General features: G+C 63.6%; 17 protein-coding genes and 2 pseudogenes. 3 read left to right on the forward strand and 16 right to left on the reverse strand.

Annotation, left to right across the window (positions count from 1 at the left end):
• Nucleotides 1–166: 166 nt before the first annotated feature.
• From EZH22_RS21605 to EZH22_RS21615, 3 genes are all read right to left on the reverse strand, one after another.
• The gene (locus EZH22_RS21605) at nucleotides 167–721 is read right to left on the reverse strand and encodes a hypothetical protein (RefSeq protein WP_203192487.1); all 555 of its coding nucleotides are present in this window, start codon (nucleotides 719–721) and stop codon (nucleotides 167–169) included.
• A 25-nt stretch (nucleotides 722–746) separates the two neighbouring features.
• Entirely contained in the window at nucleotides 747–1,268 is a 522-nt protein-coding gene (locus EZH22_RS21610; protein WP_231711092.1) for a ribonuclease H family protein, read from the reverse strand.
• 152 nt (nucleotides 1,269–1,420) lie between these two features.
• Nucleotides 1,421–2,368 (reverse strand): hypothetical protein, encoded by a 948-nt coding sequence (locus EZH22_RS21615; protein WP_203192489.1) that lies wholly within the window; start codon nucleotides 2,366–2,368, stop codon nucleotides 1,421–1,423.
• A gap of 295 nt (nucleotides 2,369–2,663) precedes the next feature.
• Here EZH22_RS21615 and EZH22_RS21620 point away from each other — a divergent pair, with 295 nt between their 5' ends.
• Nucleotides 2,664–2,873 (forward strand): hypothetical protein, encoded by a 210-nt coding sequence (locus EZH22_RS21620; RefSeq protein WP_203192490.1) that lies wholly within the window; start codon nucleotides 2,664–2,666, stop codon nucleotides 2,871–2,873.
• Nucleotides 2,874–2,902: 29 nt separating this feature from the next.
• Nucleotides 2,903–3,520, forward strand: coding sequence for a BRO-N domain-containing protein (locus EZH22_RS21625; protein WP_203192491.1), 618 nt, complete (start codon nucleotides 2,903–2,905; stop codon nucleotides 3,518–3,520).
• 368 nt (nucleotides 3,521–3,888) lie between these two features.
• On the opposite strand, the gene EZH22_RS21630 is transcribed toward EZH22_RS21625, so the two are convergent.
• Entirely contained in the window at nucleotides 3,889–5,172 is a 1,284-nt protein-coding gene (locus EZH22_RS21630) for a tyrosine-type recombinase/integrase (RefSeq protein ID WP_203192492.1), read from the reverse strand.
• 90 nt (nucleotides 5,173–5,262) lie between these two features.
• Nucleotides 5,263–5,877, reverse strand: a complete 615-nt coding sequence (locus EZH22_RS21635) for a hypothetical protein (protein ID WP_203196839.1) — start codon at nucleotides 5,875–5,877, stop codon at nucleotides 5,263–5,265.
• Between EZH22_RS21635 and EZH22_RS21640 the strand changes: the two genes are divergently transcribed.
• Nucleotides 5,785–5,994, forward strand: a complete 210-nt coding sequence (locus EZH22_RS21640) for a helix-turn-helix domain-containing protein (protein WP_231711093.1) — start codon at nucleotides 5,785–5,787, stop codon at nucleotides 5,992–5,994. The two genes, EZH22_RS21635 and EZH22_RS21640, sit on opposite strands and share 93 nt — an antisense overlap.
• A 69-nt stretch (nucleotides 5,995–6,063) precedes the next feature.
• Here the strand turns inward: EZH22_RS21640 and EZH22_RS21645 are convergent, their stop codons facing one another.
• The 11 genes and pseudogenes from EZH22_RS21645 to EZH22_RS21695 all read right to left on the reverse strand — a co-directional run bounded on the left by EZH22_RS21645 (nucleotide 6,064) and on the right by EZH22_RS21695 (nucleotide 19,614).
• The gene (locus EZH22_RS21645; protein WP_203192494.1) at nucleotides 6,064–8,976 is read right to left on the reverse strand and encodes a class I SAM-dependent DNA methyltransferase; all 2,913 of its coding nucleotides are present in this window, start codon (nucleotides 8,974–8,976) and stop codon (nucleotides 6,064–6,066) included.
• 145 nt (nucleotides 8,977–9,121) lie between these two features.
• Nucleotides 9,122–9,658: a hypothetical protein gene (locus tag EZH22_RS21650; protein WP_203192495.1), complete on the reverse strand. Its 537-nt coding sequence runs from the start codon at nucleotides 9,656–9,658 to the stop codon at nucleotides 9,122–9,124.
• 215 nt (nucleotides 9,659–9,873) lie between these two features.
• Nucleotides 9,874–10,149, reverse strand: a pseudogene (locus EZH22_RS21655) (integrase core domain-containing protein); the annotation flags it as partial.
• Nucleotides 10,150–10,213: 64 nt separating this feature from the next.
• Nucleotides 10,214–11,053 (reverse strand): hypothetical protein, encoded by an 840-nt coding sequence (locus EZH22_RS21660; protein WP_203192496.1) that lies wholly within the window; start codon nucleotides 11,051–11,053, stop codon nucleotides 10,214–10,216.
• A 552-nt stretch (nucleotides 11,054–11,605) separates the two neighbouring features.
• The gene (locus EZH22_RS21665; RefSeq protein WP_203192497.1) at nucleotides 11,606–12,364 is read right to left on the reverse strand and encodes a hypothetical protein; all 759 of its coding nucleotides are present in this window, start codon (nucleotides 12,362–12,364) and stop codon (nucleotides 11,606–11,608) included.
• A gap of 24 nt (nucleotides 12,365–12,388) precedes the next feature.
• Nucleotides 12,389–13,738 (reverse strand): tyrosine-type recombinase/integrase, encoded by a 1,350-nt coding sequence (locus EZH22_RS21670; RefSeq protein WP_203192498.1) that lies wholly within the window; start codon nucleotides 13,736–13,738, stop codon nucleotides 12,389–12,391.
• Between the two features lie 373 nt (nucleotides 13,739–14,111).
• The gene (locus EZH22_RS21675; protein WP_203192499.1) at nucleotides 14,112–15,140 is read right to left on the reverse strand and encodes a mechanosensitive ion channel family protein; all 1,029 of its coding nucleotides are present in this window, start codon (nucleotides 15,138–15,140) and stop codon (nucleotides 14,112–14,114) included.
• Nucleotides 15,141–15,265: 125 nt separating this feature from the next.
• Nucleotides 15,266–16,181, reverse strand: a pseudogene (locus EZH22_RS21680) (MBL fold metallo-hydrolase).
• 112 nt (nucleotides 16,182–16,293) lie between these two features.
• The gene (locus EZH22_RS21685; RefSeq protein WP_203192500.1) at nucleotides 16,294–17,499 is read right to left on the reverse strand and encodes an NAD(P)/FAD-dependent oxidoreductase; all 1,206 of its coding nucleotides are present in this window, start codon (nucleotides 17,497–17,499) and stop codon (nucleotides 16,294–16,296) included.
• Nucleotides 17,500–17,602: 103 nt separating this feature from the next.
• Complete coding sequence (locus tag EZH22_RS21690) at nucleotides 17,603–18,433, reverse strand: alpha/beta fold hydrolase (protein WP_203192501.1); 831 nt, start codon at nucleotides 18,431–18,433, stop codon at nucleotides 17,603–17,605.
• A 230-nt stretch (nucleotides 18,434–18,663) separates the two neighbouring features.
• Nucleotides 18,664–19,614, reverse strand: coding sequence for a helix-turn-helix transcriptional regulator (locus EZH22_RS21695; protein WP_203192502.1), 951 nt, complete (start codon nucleotides 19,612–19,614; stop codon nucleotides 18,664–18,666).

Genomic DNA, 19,614 nt, shown 5'->3' on the forward strand with positions numbered 1-19,614 from the left:
GTTCTCTATGGCTTGGGAGCAGATGGGGGTGCCCGCCTTGGCGAGGCGCGACACACGCGGAGGCCGGCGCCGCGACGGGATTGGACCGGCCACGGCGTCGGGAGATGAGGTCGTGATTTGGGGGAGTAAGCGCCCGTGTATGACAACAGAAGGGGGAGCGCTTACTTCAGGATTTCCGGTGGAGCCTCTTGCGGCTCTCGGCATGATCCCGTTGTCGTGTCCTCAGAGACGACCACTTAAAGACCGCCGCTTCGGACACCGACAGGACCCGCGCAATGTCCCTGGTGGTCAGCTCGGGGAAGTGATCCAGGAGCCAGCACACGTCCATCTGCGTGGTCATGGGCCCACCGCGCCAATCGCAATAGGCTTGCAGGGCAAGAGCTGCTGCGGAGCCGCGGTGTCTCTCGACCTCGGCCTTCGCTGAAGACCACCTCTCCTTGGCCCATGCCTGCCCGGCGGGGAAGAGCACATCGAAGGGAAAGCGGGTGCCCTTCTTGTGGAGGCGCATCCCGAGCCCTGCGGCTTGATGTTCGAGCTTGATCCGAAGACGCCCACCCTCTGACTGAAGGAGGCCCATCTCCACCAGGACGGCCCGACCGAGGCGAAGGGGGACGCCCATGCTATCGGTGAACTCGGACAAGGTCATGGACACGCCGAGGTCGAAGGAGATGGCCTCGCCTGTGACAGGGTCGGCCGTCTCTAGGACGTAGGGGACTCCCATTCTACGGTGGTCGTGTCCGGGACGGTCAGACCGCCTCCCACGTCCGCCCGAAGGGAGCGGGATTGTCGGGGGACCACCGCGCCCGGACCAACAGCTTCCGCTTCTCAGCTTCAGCCCGTGCCAGTCGGTCCACGGTCTCGTTCAGCTTGTCTCCGGCGTGGCCCCGGACCCACTTGAAAGTGGCATGGGGGCGGGCGTCGGCGGCTGCGTAGAGGGCTTCCCAGAGGTCGCGGTTGGCTACTGCCTTGCCGGAGGAGCCTTTCCAGCCCCTTCGCTCCCAGCCTTTGCGCCAGACGGTGGCGCCCTTCACGACATAGTCGCTGTCGAGGTGCAGCACGGCAGGAACGTCGGCAGGCAGCGCCTTCAGCGCCTCAAGGGCGGCCGTCAATTCCATCCGGTTGTTGGTGGTGTGGTCTTCGCCTCCCGTCAGGGGACGAGCGCTGCCGTCCTCCCTCACGATGACAGCGGCCCAGCCACCGGGGCCGGGATTGTCGATGGCGGAGCCGTCCGCATAGACGATGAGGGGTCGGTTCGGAACGGCCGTCAAGCGGGCATCCCCGCGATGCTGAGCGCGGTCGCAAGGGCGAGGTGGATGGCGAGAACGGGTTGTGATGCGAGGCGCAAGAGCCAATCGGGCAAGGTCGGGTCCTTTCTGTGAGAGATGAGGGAAGGCCCCTCCGGAAGGGCCATGGTCGTGTGTCAGGCTGCCAAAGGGCATTGGGTGTCGCGCCAAGCGTCGTCCACAGGCGCGAGGATCTCGACGGGGCCTGTCAGGCCTTCGACAAGGTGCATGCGGATGCCGCGCTTGCCGCCGCCTGGGATACGTTCCGTTCGCACGGCGTACGGGGTTTTGCCGGCCGGGGTGGCCACCTGCCAGTCGTGGCCCTCAATCAAGGGTATGTCGGCGGCGGCAATGGCTGCGACAAAGCCGTGGGTCAGGGTCACGAGGGCTCGGTCACCCTCGACAGTGATGGGACGGGGACCTTGGGAGGTCTTCCGGTGCCTCTCAGCAACACGCTTGGCTGCCCTACGCTTGCTCTGTCCGGCGGTGCGTTTCGCTTTCCGGGCGTCCTTCTTGGCGGCGGCCCGCTGCGACGGAGGCAGGAAGAGCCCCCTGCGCCACTCGGCGAGGGCGTCGAGGTCAGGCGCGGCCGGCCGGGTGATCCACCCGCGGTCATCGTCGAGACCTCCGGCAGCGGCAATCTGGGCCGTGACCATCCGATGGGCTCGCCAGATGCGGAAGATGAAGAGGAGCGCCGAGCGCCCACCGCCAACTACAGGGGGCCACCATGTCCACGGCAGGGTGCAATGGGGATAGCCGGTCGCTCGGGGGAACGGGCTCTGCTCTGAGGGCTCGAAATGCGTGGCGAGGATCTCCGCTTCATCGGCCCACATGTGACGGAGGTGCAGGAACTCTTCGTCGCACCCTAGCTTAGTGCAGCCGGGGGAGCCGTCGAGATGATCCCAGATGGTCGCGACGCCTCCGTGTAGGGCGGCGATGTGCGCTTCGCGCTCTCGATGCGCACGATAAGCGACCACGTGGGCGTTGAGCTGCTCCCCCGCCCACGCGTCGTCTTTGTCCTCGGGCTCGTCGTCGAAGGCATCGTTGAAGTCGGCAGGGAGGCCGAGGGCCTCGGGGTCCGCCAAGAGCGCGTCATAAAAGGAAGGGGAGGCAGAGTCCGAGTCGGAGGCTGCGAAGGTGGGGAGGCTGTAACAGGACAATCGCGGCTCCTTTCTGGCCAAGCGGGTGGCGACAGTGAACCGCGGGGTGCGGCTTCGTGGAGAGGGGGACCGGGGTGAGATACGAGGTGGGTTGCGTTGAAAGTACGGAAAACGGCCGTGATTTGGCGTTTCCGGTGCTAGTGTGGGGGCAAACTAACTATTTGATATAACTATATTTTTCGTCAGATGGCCGTTACCTTCTGCGGCCGACGTCGGCGCTATGATGCTGCCCTTCACCGTCGAGAACCTGCCGGACACCCTCCAGGCGGGCGTTGCGCTCGGCGCCGTGATCCTCGGCCGGGTGTTCCTCACCTCCGGGTTCCCCACGGATGTCGCGACGGGGCTGGTCCAGCTCTACGGGCTGGAGGCCAAGATCGCCCTGGCGCAGATCGCCAGCGGCAAGGCCGTCACCGTGACCCCCACCGTCTGACCTTTCGCTCGCACAGAAGGTACGCGATCATGGACAATCTCTCCCTGTTCAACTTCAAGGGCCACGACGTGCGCGTGGTCGTGATCGACGACGCTCCGTGGTGGGTAGCAGCGGACGCCCTTCGAGCGCTCGGCCTCTCCACCTCGTCGGGAACCTCCCATCAGCTACAGCACCTCTCCCTTTGCGAGGTCCGGCACGTCCCGCGGTCTACCCTCGGCCAGATCGAGGTTAGCTTCCCCAACCGGGGAGCTAACTGCATCTCCGAGAGCGGCCTCTACAAGCTCGTCATGCGCTCCGACAAGCCCGAGGCCCGCGCCTTCCAGGACTGGGTGACGCGCGTGGTGCTGCCGGCCATCCGCAAGGATGGGGCCTACATCATGGGCGAGGAGAAGGTCGCGACGGGAGAAGTCACGGCCGAGGAGCTTGCCGCGCGAGTGGTCGACGCCCTCGGCGCCAAGGGGATCATGGGCGACGTCGTCAAGCGGCTGGAGGCCATTGGCCGCCGGCTCACGCTGGAGGACCAGAAGCCGCAGTTCTTCGCCCACGGGCTGAAGGCTGCCGGATATGCCCGTCCTCGCGGGCTGACGAAAAAGTCCCTCTTGGCGGCCGATAAATTAGAACGCCTACCGGAGCGCCAAGAGATTTGATTCCGTGCGGCGGCTACCCCCCTAGCTGAAAAGCCGAATCAATTTGCACGACCATCCGTTTTAACCAGAAAAATCAGACACTTATTTTGGCTTTCTCGGCCTTGGGGGGGCTTGTAGCACTCCGCTGTCCGCCCTACATCATTCCCATGGATGATGCGCCATAACATATTGAAAATAAACAATTTATGGAGAACGCTATGCGGCTTCAGCTTACCATCTCGCCTTGGTTCCTCTGCCTCCTGTTTCATGTTGTTCAGGCCATGAATAGCAGTCCCGCTCAGTGTCCTTTTTTCGAGTCTTGCGGTCGTTGGCTCGTCTAAAGGGTGCGGTATGATTGAGCGCCTGAGCGTACGTCACATCTGAGCAGCCTAACCCGGTCCAGGGGCATCAGGGAGGGCACCCAACAACCCTTCTCCCTTCAGCGTGAGGGCCACGCATGAACCAACCAACTGCTCTTTGGAAAGGGCGCCATAGCTAACCCGGAGAAGCGCAACGCGTTGCTCAGCCTTAGTGATCTGCGCCCGTAAGTCGCCCTTAACGGCGTCGGCAGGAACGGGCGGAGGCGCACCAACTGAATGCGCCGGCTGAGCATGGAACATCGGCATTGGCCGGCCTCCGTCCCCCGTGCCACCCACCATTGGTGTTCCTGCCACCATCACGTCCAGGTCGTTCGACACGAGGTTCGTGTAGCGGCGAGTCGTGCTCAGGCTGGAATGCCCCATCCATTTCTGGATGCGCCAGAAGTCCCACCCCTCCAGGGCGAACCACGTGCAGCGGGTGTGCCGCAGGGTGTGGATGGTGGTCTCGTCGGCGAGCTTCAGGTGCTCCTTGATCCGATACCACGCCTTCCGAAGCCGGGCGCCCTTCACGTCTTGGAAGGGCCGATCCAGATCCCCAGTGGCAGCACGGCAGCGCTCCAGGGCAGCGACCGACGTCGGGAAGAGCGGCACGGTGCGGTCGGACGCGGTCTTGGTGATGTCCCGCGCGAACGTCACAGACCGGAAGCCCTCGGAGAAGTCCGACCAACGCACCTTCTCGGCCTCGCCCAGGCGGCAGCCGGTGTCGATCAGGAACTGGAACATATCGGCCTCGCGCTGGTAGCCCCAGCGCTGCGCAAGCCGAATGATGGCCGCGACCTCGTCCTTCGTGAAGGCGACGGTGCGACCGGGCCCCTCCTTCTGCCAAGGAATGTCGGGCATCTTGTCGAGCTTGTCGGCCTTGAGGGCGACACGCGCCATCTTGGAGACGTTGGAGAGGTAGCGGTTGATCGTCCCGTTGGAGCACCCCGAAGCCTTCAGCTCCGCCAGGAAGTCCCCCAGCTTCTCCGCCGAGAAAGCGGACTTGGGCGGGACCTTGCCGCCGACGAAGTCGACGAACCGCTGGGCATTGCGCTTCTGGTCCGCCGCCGATTTCGCCCCCGACCAATGGACCCTCACCACGTGATTGAAGAGGCCGCGAAGAACGTCCAGTCCGCCAGCGGCGGCAGTCGGGTTGAACTCGCGCTTTTCGACGGGCTTTCCAAGTGCAAGGTCGGCACGGGTCTTGAACTCCCATGCCTGGGCTTCGGTTGGCGAGGTGAACATCTCCCGGTAGCGTATCCCCGCGACCATGAAATCCGCGAGGAATTTCGTGCCCCGTTGGCGTACAGCCATCTTCAGGTTTCCTTCTGCGTAGAAGCAAAATACCCGAGCGAGGCAATATTCTCGCCGTGTGCGAGGCCCGGCCGCTGTGAGAGTGACGCTTCATCGGCCGGAAGAAGGGCGTAAGAACACTTCTCGCAGAATAGGGTCCGGAAAGATCAGCACGGCTGCGATCCCCAGTTCAATCCGCATCCGTCGCGGCGCAGGCCATTCGATGGGCGATATGCCTTCCTCTTCGCAATAGCGGAGCGCCTCCGCCTGCCAAGGGTCTCCCATCCACTCGCTGAGGGTTTCTTCCATCGTCGCTTCCGCGCTGTCGAAGAGCCCCCATTCCGTCAGCGCGGCCCAATGCGGGATGGAGTACCAGCCGGGAGGGGGCGGCGGGTCGAGATTGAGGCAGTCCCTCGGAAACCACCCGTCCCAAGTGCGGAGGTCACTGGGGATGTTTTCGACACGGCATCCGCGGGGCGCTGAGGAGAACGGAATTGGGTGAACGTGCAGGACGTGCGAAACCATAGCGGCCTCAAGTGGTGATAAAAACACCATTAAGGATGATATCATCACCCAATTGATGTCAACCACATGTGGTGATATTTTCACCATATGAAGCCAGTTCAATGCCGTATGGCGCGTGCCGCACTTGGATGGAATACGCAGGAGCTTGCCGCCAAAGCTGGCGTTGGGCTTAACACCGTCAATCGGTTCGAGGCAGGTCAAGACGCACGGGTGAGCAGCGTCGAGAAGATGCGCCGCGCCCTTGAAGCCGCCGGGGTGATCTTCGTCCCGGAGAATGGCGAGGGACCGGGCGTGAGGCTTCGGAAGACGACGCCGTAGTTGCCCTTGAGAGAGCCGACTTTATCCGGGGCTAGAATTGGTGCGAGCACGTCAGTCCCCGGAACCGGATCAGCTCTTCTTCGCCTGTGCCGCCGCCCGCTCCTGATTGAGGGCAAAGAGACGGGCCAGCACCTCGTCATCGGAGAGGTTAGCCGGCCAGCCGTAGGCGGCGGCCACGGCTTCGTCGAGGGCCTTGTGGGCGTTGGCGAGCCACGTGGGGCGGGCGTTGTAGAGGTTGGTGAGGGTGCGCTTCTTCAGCTCCTTCTCCGCCTCCGGGCTCACGGGCAGGATGCGGTCTGGATAGCCGGGCACCACCTCCGGCTCCCGGCGCACGAGGTCGGCAGGATTGAGCCAGTTCTCGCGCAGCTCATTGAGCCGGGCCGCCGCCTTGGCGATCGCGATGGCGCGGGGATCATCCGCACAATCGGCGGCGGGGATGTTGGGCGTGAGGCCTTCTGGGAAAGGGAAGGTCTCGAAGGTGGTGGTGGGGGTGTAGCGGGGATCATTGCCTACGCCGAGCCATGTACACATGCGCAGCGACCACAATTCATGGAAGCGGGAATGCAAGATGCCGAAGGCTGTGTCGTCATCCCGAGCAATCGCGATGAGCTGATGGTCGGGATAAATCCCACGTGGCAACCATGCAAAGACCCTGTGCTTCGCAAGAGCGGGCGTTACGATAAAGCGTTCAAGCGGATCTATCGCGGCACGGAGCGCCGGCAACGCTCTTGAGAATAGCCACCATTGGTCGACTTCACGTCGGTTTCTAACGGATAGTCGATGGGGTAGAACCTCTTGCTCCACGTGCGCAAACGGCGCTTCATAGAAGGCCGAATCCTCTTGGCTCCTCTCACATCCGAAATCGATAACCCATTGATCGCGTGGGCGCCTCACGACATCCATACCGATCATGTATGGGTAAATTACATCTGCGTTCGGTCGTCCATTTGGGTTAATGGGCATAAGAAGCATATGGCGTGCCAATTCGCCCGAAATGTCAAAGCTCCCTCCCTTGACAGTGCCTACAAAAGCTTTCGATTTATTTTCAAGCAATATACGGGATTTAGTAATATCGAAATGTTGCACTCCATCTGGGCTAGTTAGGTCTGAGTATATAAATTTTACAATATTTCCATTTAGGTGTTGTTCTGTAACTGGGTTTTGGAACCCAAAGCAAATTAGAGAAACACGAACAGCCGCGCCGTCGACGACCCAAGGTTCATCGGACCATGCATTGTAAATTCTACTAGGTTGCGAAATCTTATCGAGAACCAGGCGATTTCGTCCACCGCGTATCGAGTTTGTTGCCACGAGCCCGGCTCTCTTAAGTTGTCCTGCGGCGATTTTTTCGGCGGCGATTTCAAACCACCAGCACACGAGGTCAGAGAAGCGCGATACACGGGGATATGCGTCACGTAATGCATTGACGTAATCCACGCCGAGAACTTGGAACATCCGCTTCACACCGAGAAACGGCGGGTTCCCGACCACCGCATCCGCCTCCGGCCACTCCGCCCGAGTCCCATCCGCGTTGAGCACCGCATCCCGGCACTCGATCGTCTCCAGCGGCTTCAGCACCGGGTTCTGCGCCGCCTCGAAGCCGTTCTTCAGCATCCACTGGATTTCGCCGATCCACACCGAGACCCGCGCCAGCTCGGCGGCATAGGGGTTGATCTCGATGCCACGCACCACTTCCGGCCCGATGCTGGGGAAGCGGCGCGGAAGACCGAGGGCTTCCGCCTCCACCTGGGCGCGGTGCTCCAGATCCTTCAGCGCCCGCAGCGCCAGATACAGGAAGTTGCCTGAGCCGCAGGCGGGATCGAGAACCCGAAAGTCGGCGAGGCGCTTCAGGTAGCGCTCCAGCACCGCCTGGGCGGAATTGAGTGCGGTGGTGGCCTGTCCCTTGGCGGTGGAGCCGGCCTTACCGCGCTGGGTCTTCGCCGTGGCGTCGAGAGCTGCGGCCTTCTCCATGAGCGCGGCAATCTCCGCCTTCGCCTCGGCCCATTCGGCTGCGAGGGGCGCGATGATGACCGGCTCAATGATCATCATGATCTTGTCGCGGTCGGTGTAGTGCGCTCCGAGCTGGCTGCGCTTGTCCGGGTCCAGTCCGCGCTCGAACAGAGTACCGAGGATGGACGGGTCGATATCGCCCCAATAGCGCTTGGATGCCTCGTGCACGAGGCGAATTTCGGCCGGTGTGAGGGGGAAGACGCGATCGTTGTCGAAGAGGCCGCCGTTGAACCACGCCACCTTTTCAAACCCGATGCGGCCGCCCGTGCTCATGGCGCGGAACAGGTCACGGGCGAACGCCTCGAACTCGGCCGGCTCCTCCAGCGCCCGCTCCAGCATGCGGGAGAACATGCCCTCCTTCAGCAGCTTCACGTCTTCCGCGAACATGCAGAAGACGAGGCGGTTGATGAAGTGCGCCACCTCTTCCGGCTCGTCGTATCGCGCCCTGAGCGAGCGGGCGAGTTCGGCGAACTTGCCGGCCACTTCCTCGGTAAGCTGCTGGCGGGTCTTGGTGGGCCGCAGCGCCTCCGGGTCCGCAAAGGCGGCCTTCAGCCACTGCCGCTTCTCCGCATCCTCCAACTCGGCGATGGGGATGTCGTAGGTCTTGGAGACCGAGTTGGTCCAGTTGGTGTGGATGCGGATGGTGGTGCCGATGTCCGACACGATGAGCAGCGGCGGATTGTCGAGGGCCACCGCATAGCGCTGGAGCTGGAGCAACGCCGCATCCAGATTGGCGCGGGTGCCCTTGTATTCCCACCCGAAATGGCCGCGCTTGAACACGTCGGCAAAGCCGTGGCCGCCGCCGGTCTTAGTAGCGCCGACCTCGAAGCCGTAATCGAGCCCGGCGGCATCCACCTCGGCCGGCGTCTTCTCACCGAGCAGGCGGCATAGATCGAGGAAATGCTCCTGCGCCGCCGCCCGCTCCTTCAGCTTCGAGTTCTGCCACTTGGTGATGAACTCGTGCGGCGTCATGGTGCAGACCGTCCCCCGGCTCGGCGTGTCGTTCCGTTCTAGCGCAATCTTGGATGGACGCCAGAGCACCTTGCGCTCGATGGCAGGGGGCTATGGCCGGGCGTGAACGTCTCGTTGGCAAGGTACAAAGTCGGCACCCAATCGATCATTTCCTTCCGAGGCGGAGGTGCCCCGTGCGGAACGAATGCCCACCGATGCCGTATGGCCTCGCATCCTGACGCACCTCGAAGCCCAGCCGGTCCAGCCACGCAATACGAGGCGCGTTGCGAGCGTCGACGAAGCTCTTCATCATTACCCACGCCCATTCCTTCTCCATCGTCAGCCACCTTGCAGAGGCGTCAAGGGCGTACTCGTCGAGGGCGTCCGTCGCGTACATCCACAGATGGCCGACGCCGTCGCACCCGCCGTCAGCATCAGCGCCGATAATCCCCGCCAACTCGCCACGGGAAGTGTGGAGCGTCGCCGCCCGGAAGCTCTGACGCTCTCGCCGTTCCGGCATCCATACGTCCGATAGGCCGGGCTGATAGTGCGAGCCGGCCTTCGCCCTCTCGTCCCAGAGGCACAGGTGCCCCTCTTCCGTTCCCAGAAACAGTGGCAGGAATGCCTCTGCCGACATGCCGGAGAGGGCCTGTATCTCGTCACTGTCGCGGGGGCAGAGATGGTCACACAGGTCGCGCACCATGGCCCGGTGCTCTGGCAGAGGACCGAGACCAAGGAACAGGGGCTGGGGAGAATACGGTCGGACGGGGGAGTCTAGGTCAGGCATGGAACAGGTTCTTTCGCGGAGCAGGCCTTGCAGTGCTCTTCAGGATTGCGGGCAAGGCTGTGAACCGCCCCGGCTTTCCAGGTGGCCTTGGGTATGAGTCGCGCCGCCCTTTGCCGTTCGTCGAGCAGAGCTTAGTAGCGCTCCTCGGCTTCGGCCGGCGGGATGTTGCCGATGGGCTCCAGCAGCCGGAGGTGGTTGAACCGGTCGACCCAGGTCAGCGTCGCGAACTCGACGGCGTCGAAGGATCGCCAGGGCCCCCGCCGATGGATGACCTCGGCCTCGTATGGGCGGTTGGTCGTCTCGGCGAAGGCGTTGTCGAAGCTGTCGCCCTCGCTGCCGACCGAAGGCTCGATGCCGGATTCCGCCAAGCGCTCGTTATAGCGGATGCTTACGTATTGGGCGGCTAGGATCGAGTGCGGGACCCTAACCGCGGGGGTGCGCCGGCCTGAGCCGGCGCCCCAAATGCGTGGCCTAGAATTCAACGAGCTCGCTGTTTTCGGCCTCCATCATGCGGTTGGGCATCCGGTGTGCCGGTGACAGGAACTCGCCCTCAGCAAAGGCGAGTTCTACGTTGCTCAGGTCGCGCTCATCGTCCGCATCGTCATAGGCATCATGTATCGCACCCAATGCAGAATGGACTCCGTGATACGTCTCCATCTTGAAGACGCCTTCTGCTCCGCTCCTGTCCTTTCGCTTGTAGGTCACCATCACATGGCGGTCGTTGGGGCATTCAACCGCGGCTTGCTCCTGCCCCTGCCGGAAGTGTTTTCCGAGCATCAGAACCAACTCTTTGCCGGCCGCGTTGTCGTCGTGGACACCACTATAGAACCGCTCGATGTACTCAGCCACGATGACATCGGGATCTGAGAAATCATCCCATCCATCCTCCAAATTGAGAAGGTTCCCGGCGATATACTGAAGCTCGGCTCTGAGGCTCAGGAATTCATGCAGGAAGTCCTGGTCGTCAGCGAGGCGCAGGCGCCCCCGGCGGTCAGCGCCCTTAAGGCGGCGGTACTTCTGGAGCGTGTCCGCGGCGTGTTCCGCCGCCATATAGGCGAAGTCAGTGTCGTTGCAGACATAACCTCCGCCGAGGCTTTCTCTCGGCATAAAACCGGCGTTGGCGGCTTTGTATGCAGCAGAGAGGTACGGCCCCCCATCTCCAAGAGTGGCGCTTTCGATTTCCGCAACTCGTAATTCTAGGGCCATCTTGTCAGCTTCGTTCAACTCGACACCGTCCAACACCTTGCGAATAGCGGGAAGCTCCCGGATGGCCTGGAAGTCGGGGAGATGGTGGGCGGAGAATTGCGTCATGCTTGTCCTTCCTTGACGCCTGAGGCCGCTCGCGGTACGCAGGTCGCCGTCTAATGCGTGTGATGTGATGTCTTCAGGCGGGTTGCCGCCCGGCCCTGAAGCTTTGAGTTCAAACGTTTTCGGATTCCACCGCCCGCCTAGAGCGACGTTGCGGTGAACTATGCACACGAGCGACTTCCGGCCTCCGCAAGGTCCATGGCCTGTCACTCCCGCCAGAACGCACTCCGCCTTTGGCATCGCACCTTCTAGCCGGCCCGATATTTGTTCGCCCTCGGTCCCTGGGGTCCGTCACAAGGGCATTGCCGCCCGGTGACAAGGCGAAGATTGCATCTTGCCTCCACCCAAACAATACCGCTCTCGATTGAGTATCCGGAGCGCACGGATAGTTTTATCCGTATCCAATTAAGTCATAGTGCTGACGCGAGTGACCCTGCTGGGCCCTTGGTGACAAACTTAGTGACAAAAATTAGCGGCATCTTGCCGCACTACGCAGTTTCACATGATCGCTCCACCAGCGGTAGGCGCATTCCAAACCGAGGTGGGCGAACGGGCTCAACGGAAGCCAAGAGACATTATGCTCGCGAATGGGATCGGTTGGCATCCTGCATCTCCGAACCAAGCCGCCAGCTCGGGAGCAAGTCCACTCGCAGCCGTTCCCATGAATATGCAACTCACTCCGAGCAAATCGATATGAAGGCCGCCAGCTGTCGCAGCTTCTAACCTTTGCGCGAGGACTTCGATGTCATGCTTCCGGGCCCCCGCCTCCGCGGCAAACCGCTGGTCAGCTGACTTCGACGCGCCCTCAAGCCGGCTTGCGACCTCTCCGACCTCGCTAAACAGGGAGTCAAAATTGGATTCTAACCGCCGCAAGCGATCCGAAACAGAGGCGTCGGGCGCAGCTTTCACAATTTCACGGCTTGAACCCCCGAATTCAAATGTTGCCGATCCGGCAGCCATTACAACGTGTCGTTTGCGTAATGGGAAACGCTGAAAGTAGTCGACCAACCGGACCAGCATGTTTGGCTTTGAGAATAGATTATGTCTTTCCCTTATGCCTTGATAAACCGTCCAAATTCCATAACTTTGAAGCAATGTTGCTATCAATCGGATTTGCGGCTCCAGACAATTCGACCAACTTTGCCGATAAATAATCCACAGAGTCACTATGCCGATTAGTGCCCAAACGGCGTTGCCTTCACCGAGCCAGACAGCGATCCGCATCGCTCGTTGCACCTGTTGGCATAGCCAGCGAGCAACAGACTTCGCAATGCGAACCATTTGCAGCCACGTCGCCCAAGTCCACTCATTCATGGGGCATCGCCTTTCCTACAGCTTTCACGAGCTGGTTTCATCAACCTTAGGCTTCGGCAACTGAACCGCCTCGACACAGGCTCGCTTCGCCTCGATCCTGGATGCCCCCGGATATCTGCCCATCGTCAGGGCCAGTGGGCCGCTCTCGTTTGAATGGCCGGCCACCTCCGCCAAGGTCCACGCGGTGAAGCCTGTGGCCCCCTTCTCCAAGGCGTTCCTCGCCCGACGCATAAACCACCGGCGGAACGAGTGGAAATCAATTCGAGCCTGACGGCGGCCGGGGATGCGGTCTTCAAGCTTCAGCTCCCTGAGTAGCCGCGTGAACGCCTGGGAGGCAGGGGCCCCGCGGGGACGGGCGGCGTTCTGTTGGTCGGGGAGTTCGTGGAAGAGGTAGGCATCCGCCTCCTTCCCTTCGCACCGAGCGGCGACCAACGCCGCGACGTCGGGGTGGATGGGGACGTCTCGCGTAGCCGCTTCCGTCTTCCCCTGCCCTACCCGAATGGTCCCCTCCTTCACGTTCCGCACCCGGAGTTCCGCCATCTCCCCGATTCGCATTCCCGAAAGGGCTCCCAGTCGGCAGAGGTCGCCGAGGACCCCCTTCGCGGCAGCGAGGATTTTGGTGATCTCGTCGTTCGTGAAGGGGCGCTTGGCCTCCTCCCCCTCCTCCGTCTTCACCTTTTTCAGCTTCAGGCTTTGCCGTTCCCACGGGTTGCCGGCAACGGCATGGCCCCGCTTCTCCATCCACTTCCAGAATGCGGACAGGCCCGTGATGAGCTTATTCGCTGTGGCCGGGTCGGCGTTCTTCGCGATGAACACCTCTGAGATGAAGCGACCCGCCGTCTTCCTGTCGACGGCCTCCACCGTCTCCGGGATCGAAGAGGCGCGGCACCATTCGAGGAGCACCCGCACGGCCTGTTTCCGCGATGTCTCGGTGCGCCCTGCATAATTCGCCTCGGCGAGCCAAGCCGGCTCCAGGGGTTGAATGGGCGTGGCCCGTCCTGACGCTACCTTGACGAAGGCAACTGCGACCTCGGTCCCGTGCCGCTTCTCGATCTCCTCCGCCCGCTCTGGGAGGAGAATGTCGTCGGCCACTTCGTCACCCTTGGCGATGGCCTCGCGCCATTCCATCGCCTCGACAATGACAGGGTCGCCGCCCTTCGCCTTGGCCTCGGCGACCCGCTGGGCTTTCGTAAGCTGCTCTTTCAGGTCCGAGACGACGGACCACTTCAGCATGTTCGCCTTGGCGAGGCTGTCGGTGTGTAGCGGCACCTTCAGGTGGGCCTTGCCGACGACCTCCCGCAGTGCAGCAGGAACCTTCACCTTGACCCGGTACTGATTGCCGTGAAGCTCAAGAAAACGCTTGTCGTGACGCATAAGGGACCCCACTGGGACCCCAAATCGGTACCCCACGGATCAGCTTTAAATCAAGGCCTATCAACAGTTCTGCGACCTCTCGCCCCGCCTGTGAAACCCTCCCCTAGGGCGCGCCAAACACCGTCGATTGTACTCCGTGGTGCGACATAGCCGCGGGGAGTCCTCCGGAGCAAAGGGCTGCAAATAACTGCGCCAACGATTCTTGCAGCACGAAGAGTTATTTCGACGGCAGCAGCACGACGCTCGCGCTTCTATCATATGGGAAGCGACGAAGGCTGGCGCCGGAAACTGCGCAGCGTCACGCTGGCGGATCTTGCAGACATACTGTTGCGAGACACGCGTCTGGCCGACGGCGGGGATACTTTCGTCGGTTCTAGGGCGCGCCGGGTGAGCGCGATTCGGCACGGGGGGCGGAAGCCTCGCCGCGCGTTGTCGCCAGCACGTACACGAGGCTTTGTGCTGGCAAGGCCAGGGCAAGCCCGTCTGCTTTGCAGTGGTCGTAGATGAGGTCGATGATCTCGTTCTTGGCGAGCGTTCCCATGGCGAGGCTGGCGACGCGGAACTGCAGCTCCACGTCGATCGCCACGGCGTCGATGGACTTCAGGGCAACGGTCGGCGGCGGATCCTTTACGATGCGGGTGCTGGCTTGCAGCACGGACCGCATCGCCTCCTCGATCCAGCGCGGCCGCTGCACCGCAGCGAAGCGCACGCCCAATGTGATCTGATGCGTCTCATCAGGACGGCTGAGGCTGGTCAGGCCCTGTTTTGCCAGCATGCTGTTGGGCAGCACGACGATATTGTTCGCCCCGGTCAGCAGATTGGTGGAGCGCCAGTTGGTTTCGGTGACGCGCCCCGCCGTGCCGTCGCTCAGCTGCACCCAGTCGCCTATCGCATAGGCCTTGCCGAGTGTCAGCGCGATGCCCGAAAAGACGTCGCCGAGCGTATTCTGTAGTGCCAGACCCAAGATGACGGCGACCACGCCCGAGGTCGTCACCAGCGAGGCGATGGGCACGCCGAAGACGAAGCCCATCACCGACAGCGCCACGCCGAGATAGATGACGGCAACGGCCATGTCCAAGATGAGATGGGCTTCCCGCGGCTTGCGATTGAGCCGGACATAGATGTGGAGGAGACCGATGATCGTCCATGCGAGGTGGGTCCACCACAGAAGCCTGGCGGACTTCGACAGCAACGCGGCGAAACCTTCCGTGTAGACGTCATCGATCTGATGCGGCGCGATGCCTCCCGTATAAAGAACGAGGCTCATACCGGTGAAGAACAGGATCTGGACGAGCAGCCGCCCGGTCGGGCGGCTGCTGCCCTGAACGTGCCAGACGACGATGCCGGCAATTCCCAGGAGGTTGATCAGGGCAAGCGGCAGGTAGTGCTCATCGCCAAACATGGGAGTTTCGCCGGGATTGCTTGCGGTAAACCGCACGGGCCGAGCCGGAATGATGTGTTCGGGCGTCCCCGGAGCATTTCCGCGTTTCGCTGTATCGCGGAAATGCTCCAGTCGGCGCGGCGAGCTCAGTAGTCCCAGAAGACCGGCACCCAGCGGAAGTGGTCGCCGTCGACCGCCACATGGCCGACGGACGGGAACGGCAGGTGGGTGGCCACCAGCGATGATTCAGTAGCCGCCAGTTCCTTCAAGAGACGGACCCGGACGCGGGCCGCCTCTTCGGGGTCATGTTCGAAGCCGTTGTACCATTCGGGGTGTTCGAACCCGACCGCGAACACGGCGTCGCCGGCGAACATCAGCCGGTCGCCGCCGGACGCCACGCGGACCACGCTGTGGCCGGGGTGTGGCCGCCGGTGCGGGAGACGACCACGCCTGGCGCGACCTCGGCCTCCTCATCGAACAGCCGCAGACGACTCTGATACTCTTTCGCGAACCGCTTCGCGGCGGCTCGAAGCGCGTCCGGGAATCCGGGCGGCATGTTGACGTGGCTGAAATCGGGCGCTTTCCAGAACTCGACCTCGGCGGCGGCCACGTGGATCCGCAGATCCGGGCGCAGTTGCTCCTTCACGCCGTCGATGAGCAGCCCGCCCACGTGGTCCATGTGCATGTGGGTCAGGACCACGTCGGTCACGGATGCCAAGTCGATGCCGACAGCCGCGAGCCGCTTGATCAGCTGCCCGGCCCGCGGCAGGTTCAGGTCCGGGTCGAGGCCCAGGCCGGCGTCGACGAGGATGGTCTGCCGGCCGCTGCGGACCACGACCACGTTCAACGCCCAGTCGAAAGCCTCAGTCGGCAGAAACATGTCGTTCAGCCAGGCCGCCCGCGTGGTCGGGTCGACGTTGTGTCCCAGCATCTTGGTCGGAAGCGGCAATACGCCATCGCTCACGATCAAGACCTCAATCTCGCCGACCCGCACCGCGTAACGCGACGGCACCAGTTCTTCGGATCCCGTTCGACGGGGGCGGAAGTGTTCTGCACGTTCATGTTTGCCTCCTAAGGTGGTGGAACCGACTGGGTCGGCTCCGATGATGGTGTGGGTAGTGGTGAGGTGATCCGCTCGCAGCCGCTGATGCGGCACGCGCGGCATTGGTCGCGCCTAAAGGTCGGTGACACGCTCGGGCTCCGCCGAAGCGAGGGCGACGTCGCGCTGGGCACGGGGCGGGTAGATCCACACGGTGTTGATCTCCTGCTTCATCTTCTTGGCCTCGGCGCCCACGAACTCGACCTGGCGGTCCCAGCCGCGCGTGAACACCGCGCCGGCATCGCCGAGGTCGAGGCAGGTCACATAGGCTTCCTGGTGGTAGGGAATGGTCGGCATGCCCAGCAGCTCGGCGGCGGCGTTGTGGCCGGCGAAGGCGCCCATGCGTGTGGCGTGCTGGCAGGACATCAGCGCGTAATTGCCCGCGTCGTCGCGCGCCGCCTTGGCGGCATCGCCGGTGGCGAAGACGGCGCCGACGCCCGGCACGCGCAGGGCGCGGTCGACGAGCAGCCGGCCGAGATTGTCGCGCTCGGCCGGGATCTGCTGGGTCAGCGGCGCGGCACGCATGCCGGCGGCCCAGATCACCGTCGCGCTCTCGATGCGCTCGCCGCCGGTGAGTGTCACGCCACCGGCATCCACCGAAGCGACGCCGGTGCCGAGCCGGGTCTCCACGCCCACCTTGCGCAGGGCGTCCTCGATGACCGGGCGCGGACCGGCGCCCATGTCGGGCGCGATGGCGTCGTTGCGGTCGACGATGACGACGCGGATAGCGGCCTTGTCGCCGAGAATGGCCCGCAGCCGCGCCGGCATTTCCGTCGCCGCCTCGATGCCGGTGAAGCCGCCGCCGGCGACGACTACCGTGTCGCGGGAAGCCGAAGCCGGCCGGCGCGCCAGCTCGTGGAGATGGCGGTCGAGTGCGACCGCGTCGTCGAGCTGGTCGACGCTGAACACATGCTCGGCGAGTCCGGGAATATCCGGGCGGAACAGCCGGCTGCCGGTGGCGAGCACCAGCCGGTCATAGGGCAGCGTCCTGCGTTCGCCGCCACCGGTGACGATCCCCACCGAATTGGACCGGGTGTCGACCGTCTCGGCGGTGCCCTGCACATAGCGGACGTCTATTGCCTCAAGCAGTTCCAGAAGCGGCGCCGTCAGCGTCTCGGGCTTGGGCTCGTAGAGTCGCGGGCGAACCACCAACGTCGGCTGCGGCGCCACCAGCTCGATTTCGAGCTGGTCGGGGGAGATGCCCTGGAGATCGCGCAGGCGCGCGGCGGAAAGGGCGGCATACATGCCGGCGAAGCCGGCGCCGATGATGACCAGTCGCATGTGAACTACTCCTGTGAGGGGTTCCAGAAGGGCGCAGGCCGCCGCTGCCGCGCCGTTGAGCCGGCGAGGCCTTGGGAAGCGGCTGCGATGCGGGAGGGTTGGGTCAGCTCTCTACGAAGGCGAGCAACTCGGCGGTGACGAGATCGGCATGGGTGGTGCAGATGCCGTGCGGCAGCTTCTCATAGGTCTTGAGCGTGCCGTTCTTCACGAGCTTCGCCGAGAGCAGGGCCGAGTCGGCGATGGGCACGATCTGATCGTCGGTGCCGTGCATCACCAGCGTCGGCACGGTGATGCGCGTGAGATCCTCGGTGAAGTCGGTTTCGCAGAAGGCCCTGATGCCGTCATACTGCGCCTTGGCGCCCCCCATCATGGCCTGGCGCCACCAGTTCCAGATGACCGCCTGCGAGGGCTCGGCGCCGGGCCGGTTGTAGCCGAAGAACGGGCCGCTGGCGAAATCGAGGTAGAATTGCGAGCGGTTGGAGGCGAGCTTCGTGCGCAGGTCGTCGAACACCTCGATCGGCAGTCCGCCGGGATTGGCCGATGTTTTCACCATCAGCGGCGGCACGGCGCTGATCAGCACCAGCTTGGCCACCCGGCCCTTGCCGTGGCGCGCGACGTAGCGGGTCGCCTCGCCGCCGCCAGTGGAATGGCCGACATGGACGGCGTTGCGGAGATCGAGATGCTCGACCACTGCCGCGACGTCGGCGGCATAGTGGTCCATGTCGTGGCCGTCGCTCACCTGGGTCGAGCGGCCGTGCCCGCGGCGGTCATGGGCGACGACGCGATAGCCCCGGCCGACGAAGGCGAGCATCTGCGCATCCCAATCGTCGGAAGAGAGCGGCCAGCCATGGTGGAAGAAGATCGGCTGTCCGGTCTTCGGGCCCCAGTCCTTGTAGAAGATCTCAACGCCGTCGTTCGTGGTGACAGTACGCATGGTCGTGCTCCTCTCCGTGAGGGGGTCATTGCCTGCGCCCTCTGCCGAGGAGATGCGGACCGTCGCCGACATCGCGCCGGCAATGGCCGTCACCAGGATGTTGCGGCGTGACATGTGAGGAGGATGTCCGGTCATTGTCTGTCTCCATTGGTCGGTGGCACGACATGGGATTAGCGCGAGGGGTGCGGAGCTGCCCGAGAGCGATTGCCCTCGTTAGAGAGCGATTGCCGCTAACGCGCTCGGCGTCGCCATTCTCTCGGTGTTTCTCCGGTCAGGCGCCTGAAGGCGACGGTGAAGGCGGATTGGGAGCCGTAGCCCAGCGCCACCGCGATCGACACGACCGGCTCGTCGGTTTCGCGCAGCAGCTTCGATGCCTGCGCCAGCCGGTGCTGCCGCAACCAGGCATGTGGCGAAAGCCCGGTGCTCTGCTTGAAGGCGCGGCAGAAATGGAAGCGCGACAGGTGGGCGTCGGCCGCGAGCGCGGCGAGCGACAGGTCGGCGTCGCTGTCCGAGCGCAGGCGCTCGATGGCGCGGCGCAGCGCCGTCGGCGACAGCCCGCCCGATGCCGGCTGATGGCTGGCCTGAGCGCCGGTGTGCGCGGACAAAAGCCGCGTCGCCAGAAGCTCGGTGAGCTGCTGCCGGAACAGCGCGTCGAGGGCCTCGCTGCCGTCGAGGACGTCCGCCGCGCTCATCAACAGGCGGGATGTCGTCGGGTCGAGATAGCCGGTGCGCTCCAGCAGCGGCGCCGCTACCGATGCATCGGTCTCGGCGGCGACGCGCTCGAGGATGGCGTGCGGCAGATAGAGCTGGAGGACGTTGACCTCGCCGCCGATGTCCCAGCGCGAACTGGAGCCGGACGGAATGATCGTCACCACGCCCGGCCGCGCCGTTCCGGACGCCCGGGTCTTCCCCGTCCGGCGCTCGAGGCGCTGCATCGTGCCGATATAGGTCATGATGACATGGTCCTTCATCGGCTCGACCACATCGTGCAGTTCGCCGTGCTTCCAATGGGCAATGGAGCTGCCGGAAAGCTCGGTGACGATGCGGCGCGGCGTGGTGCCGAGGACGCGCGCCATCTCGTCCGCCGTGGGCCGGGAGGCGGTCCACGGCTGTTCCTTCGTGGGTTCGGAAGTGCGGAATAGATCCTCTAGCGAGGACACGCGCAGGATGGTCTCGTCCAT

It is taken from the genome of Xanthobacter dioxanivorans (assembly GCF_016807805.1).
Lineage (GTDB): Bacteria > Pseudomonadota > Alphaproteobacteria > Rhizobiales > Xanthobacteraceae > Xanthobacter > Xanthobacter dioxanivorans.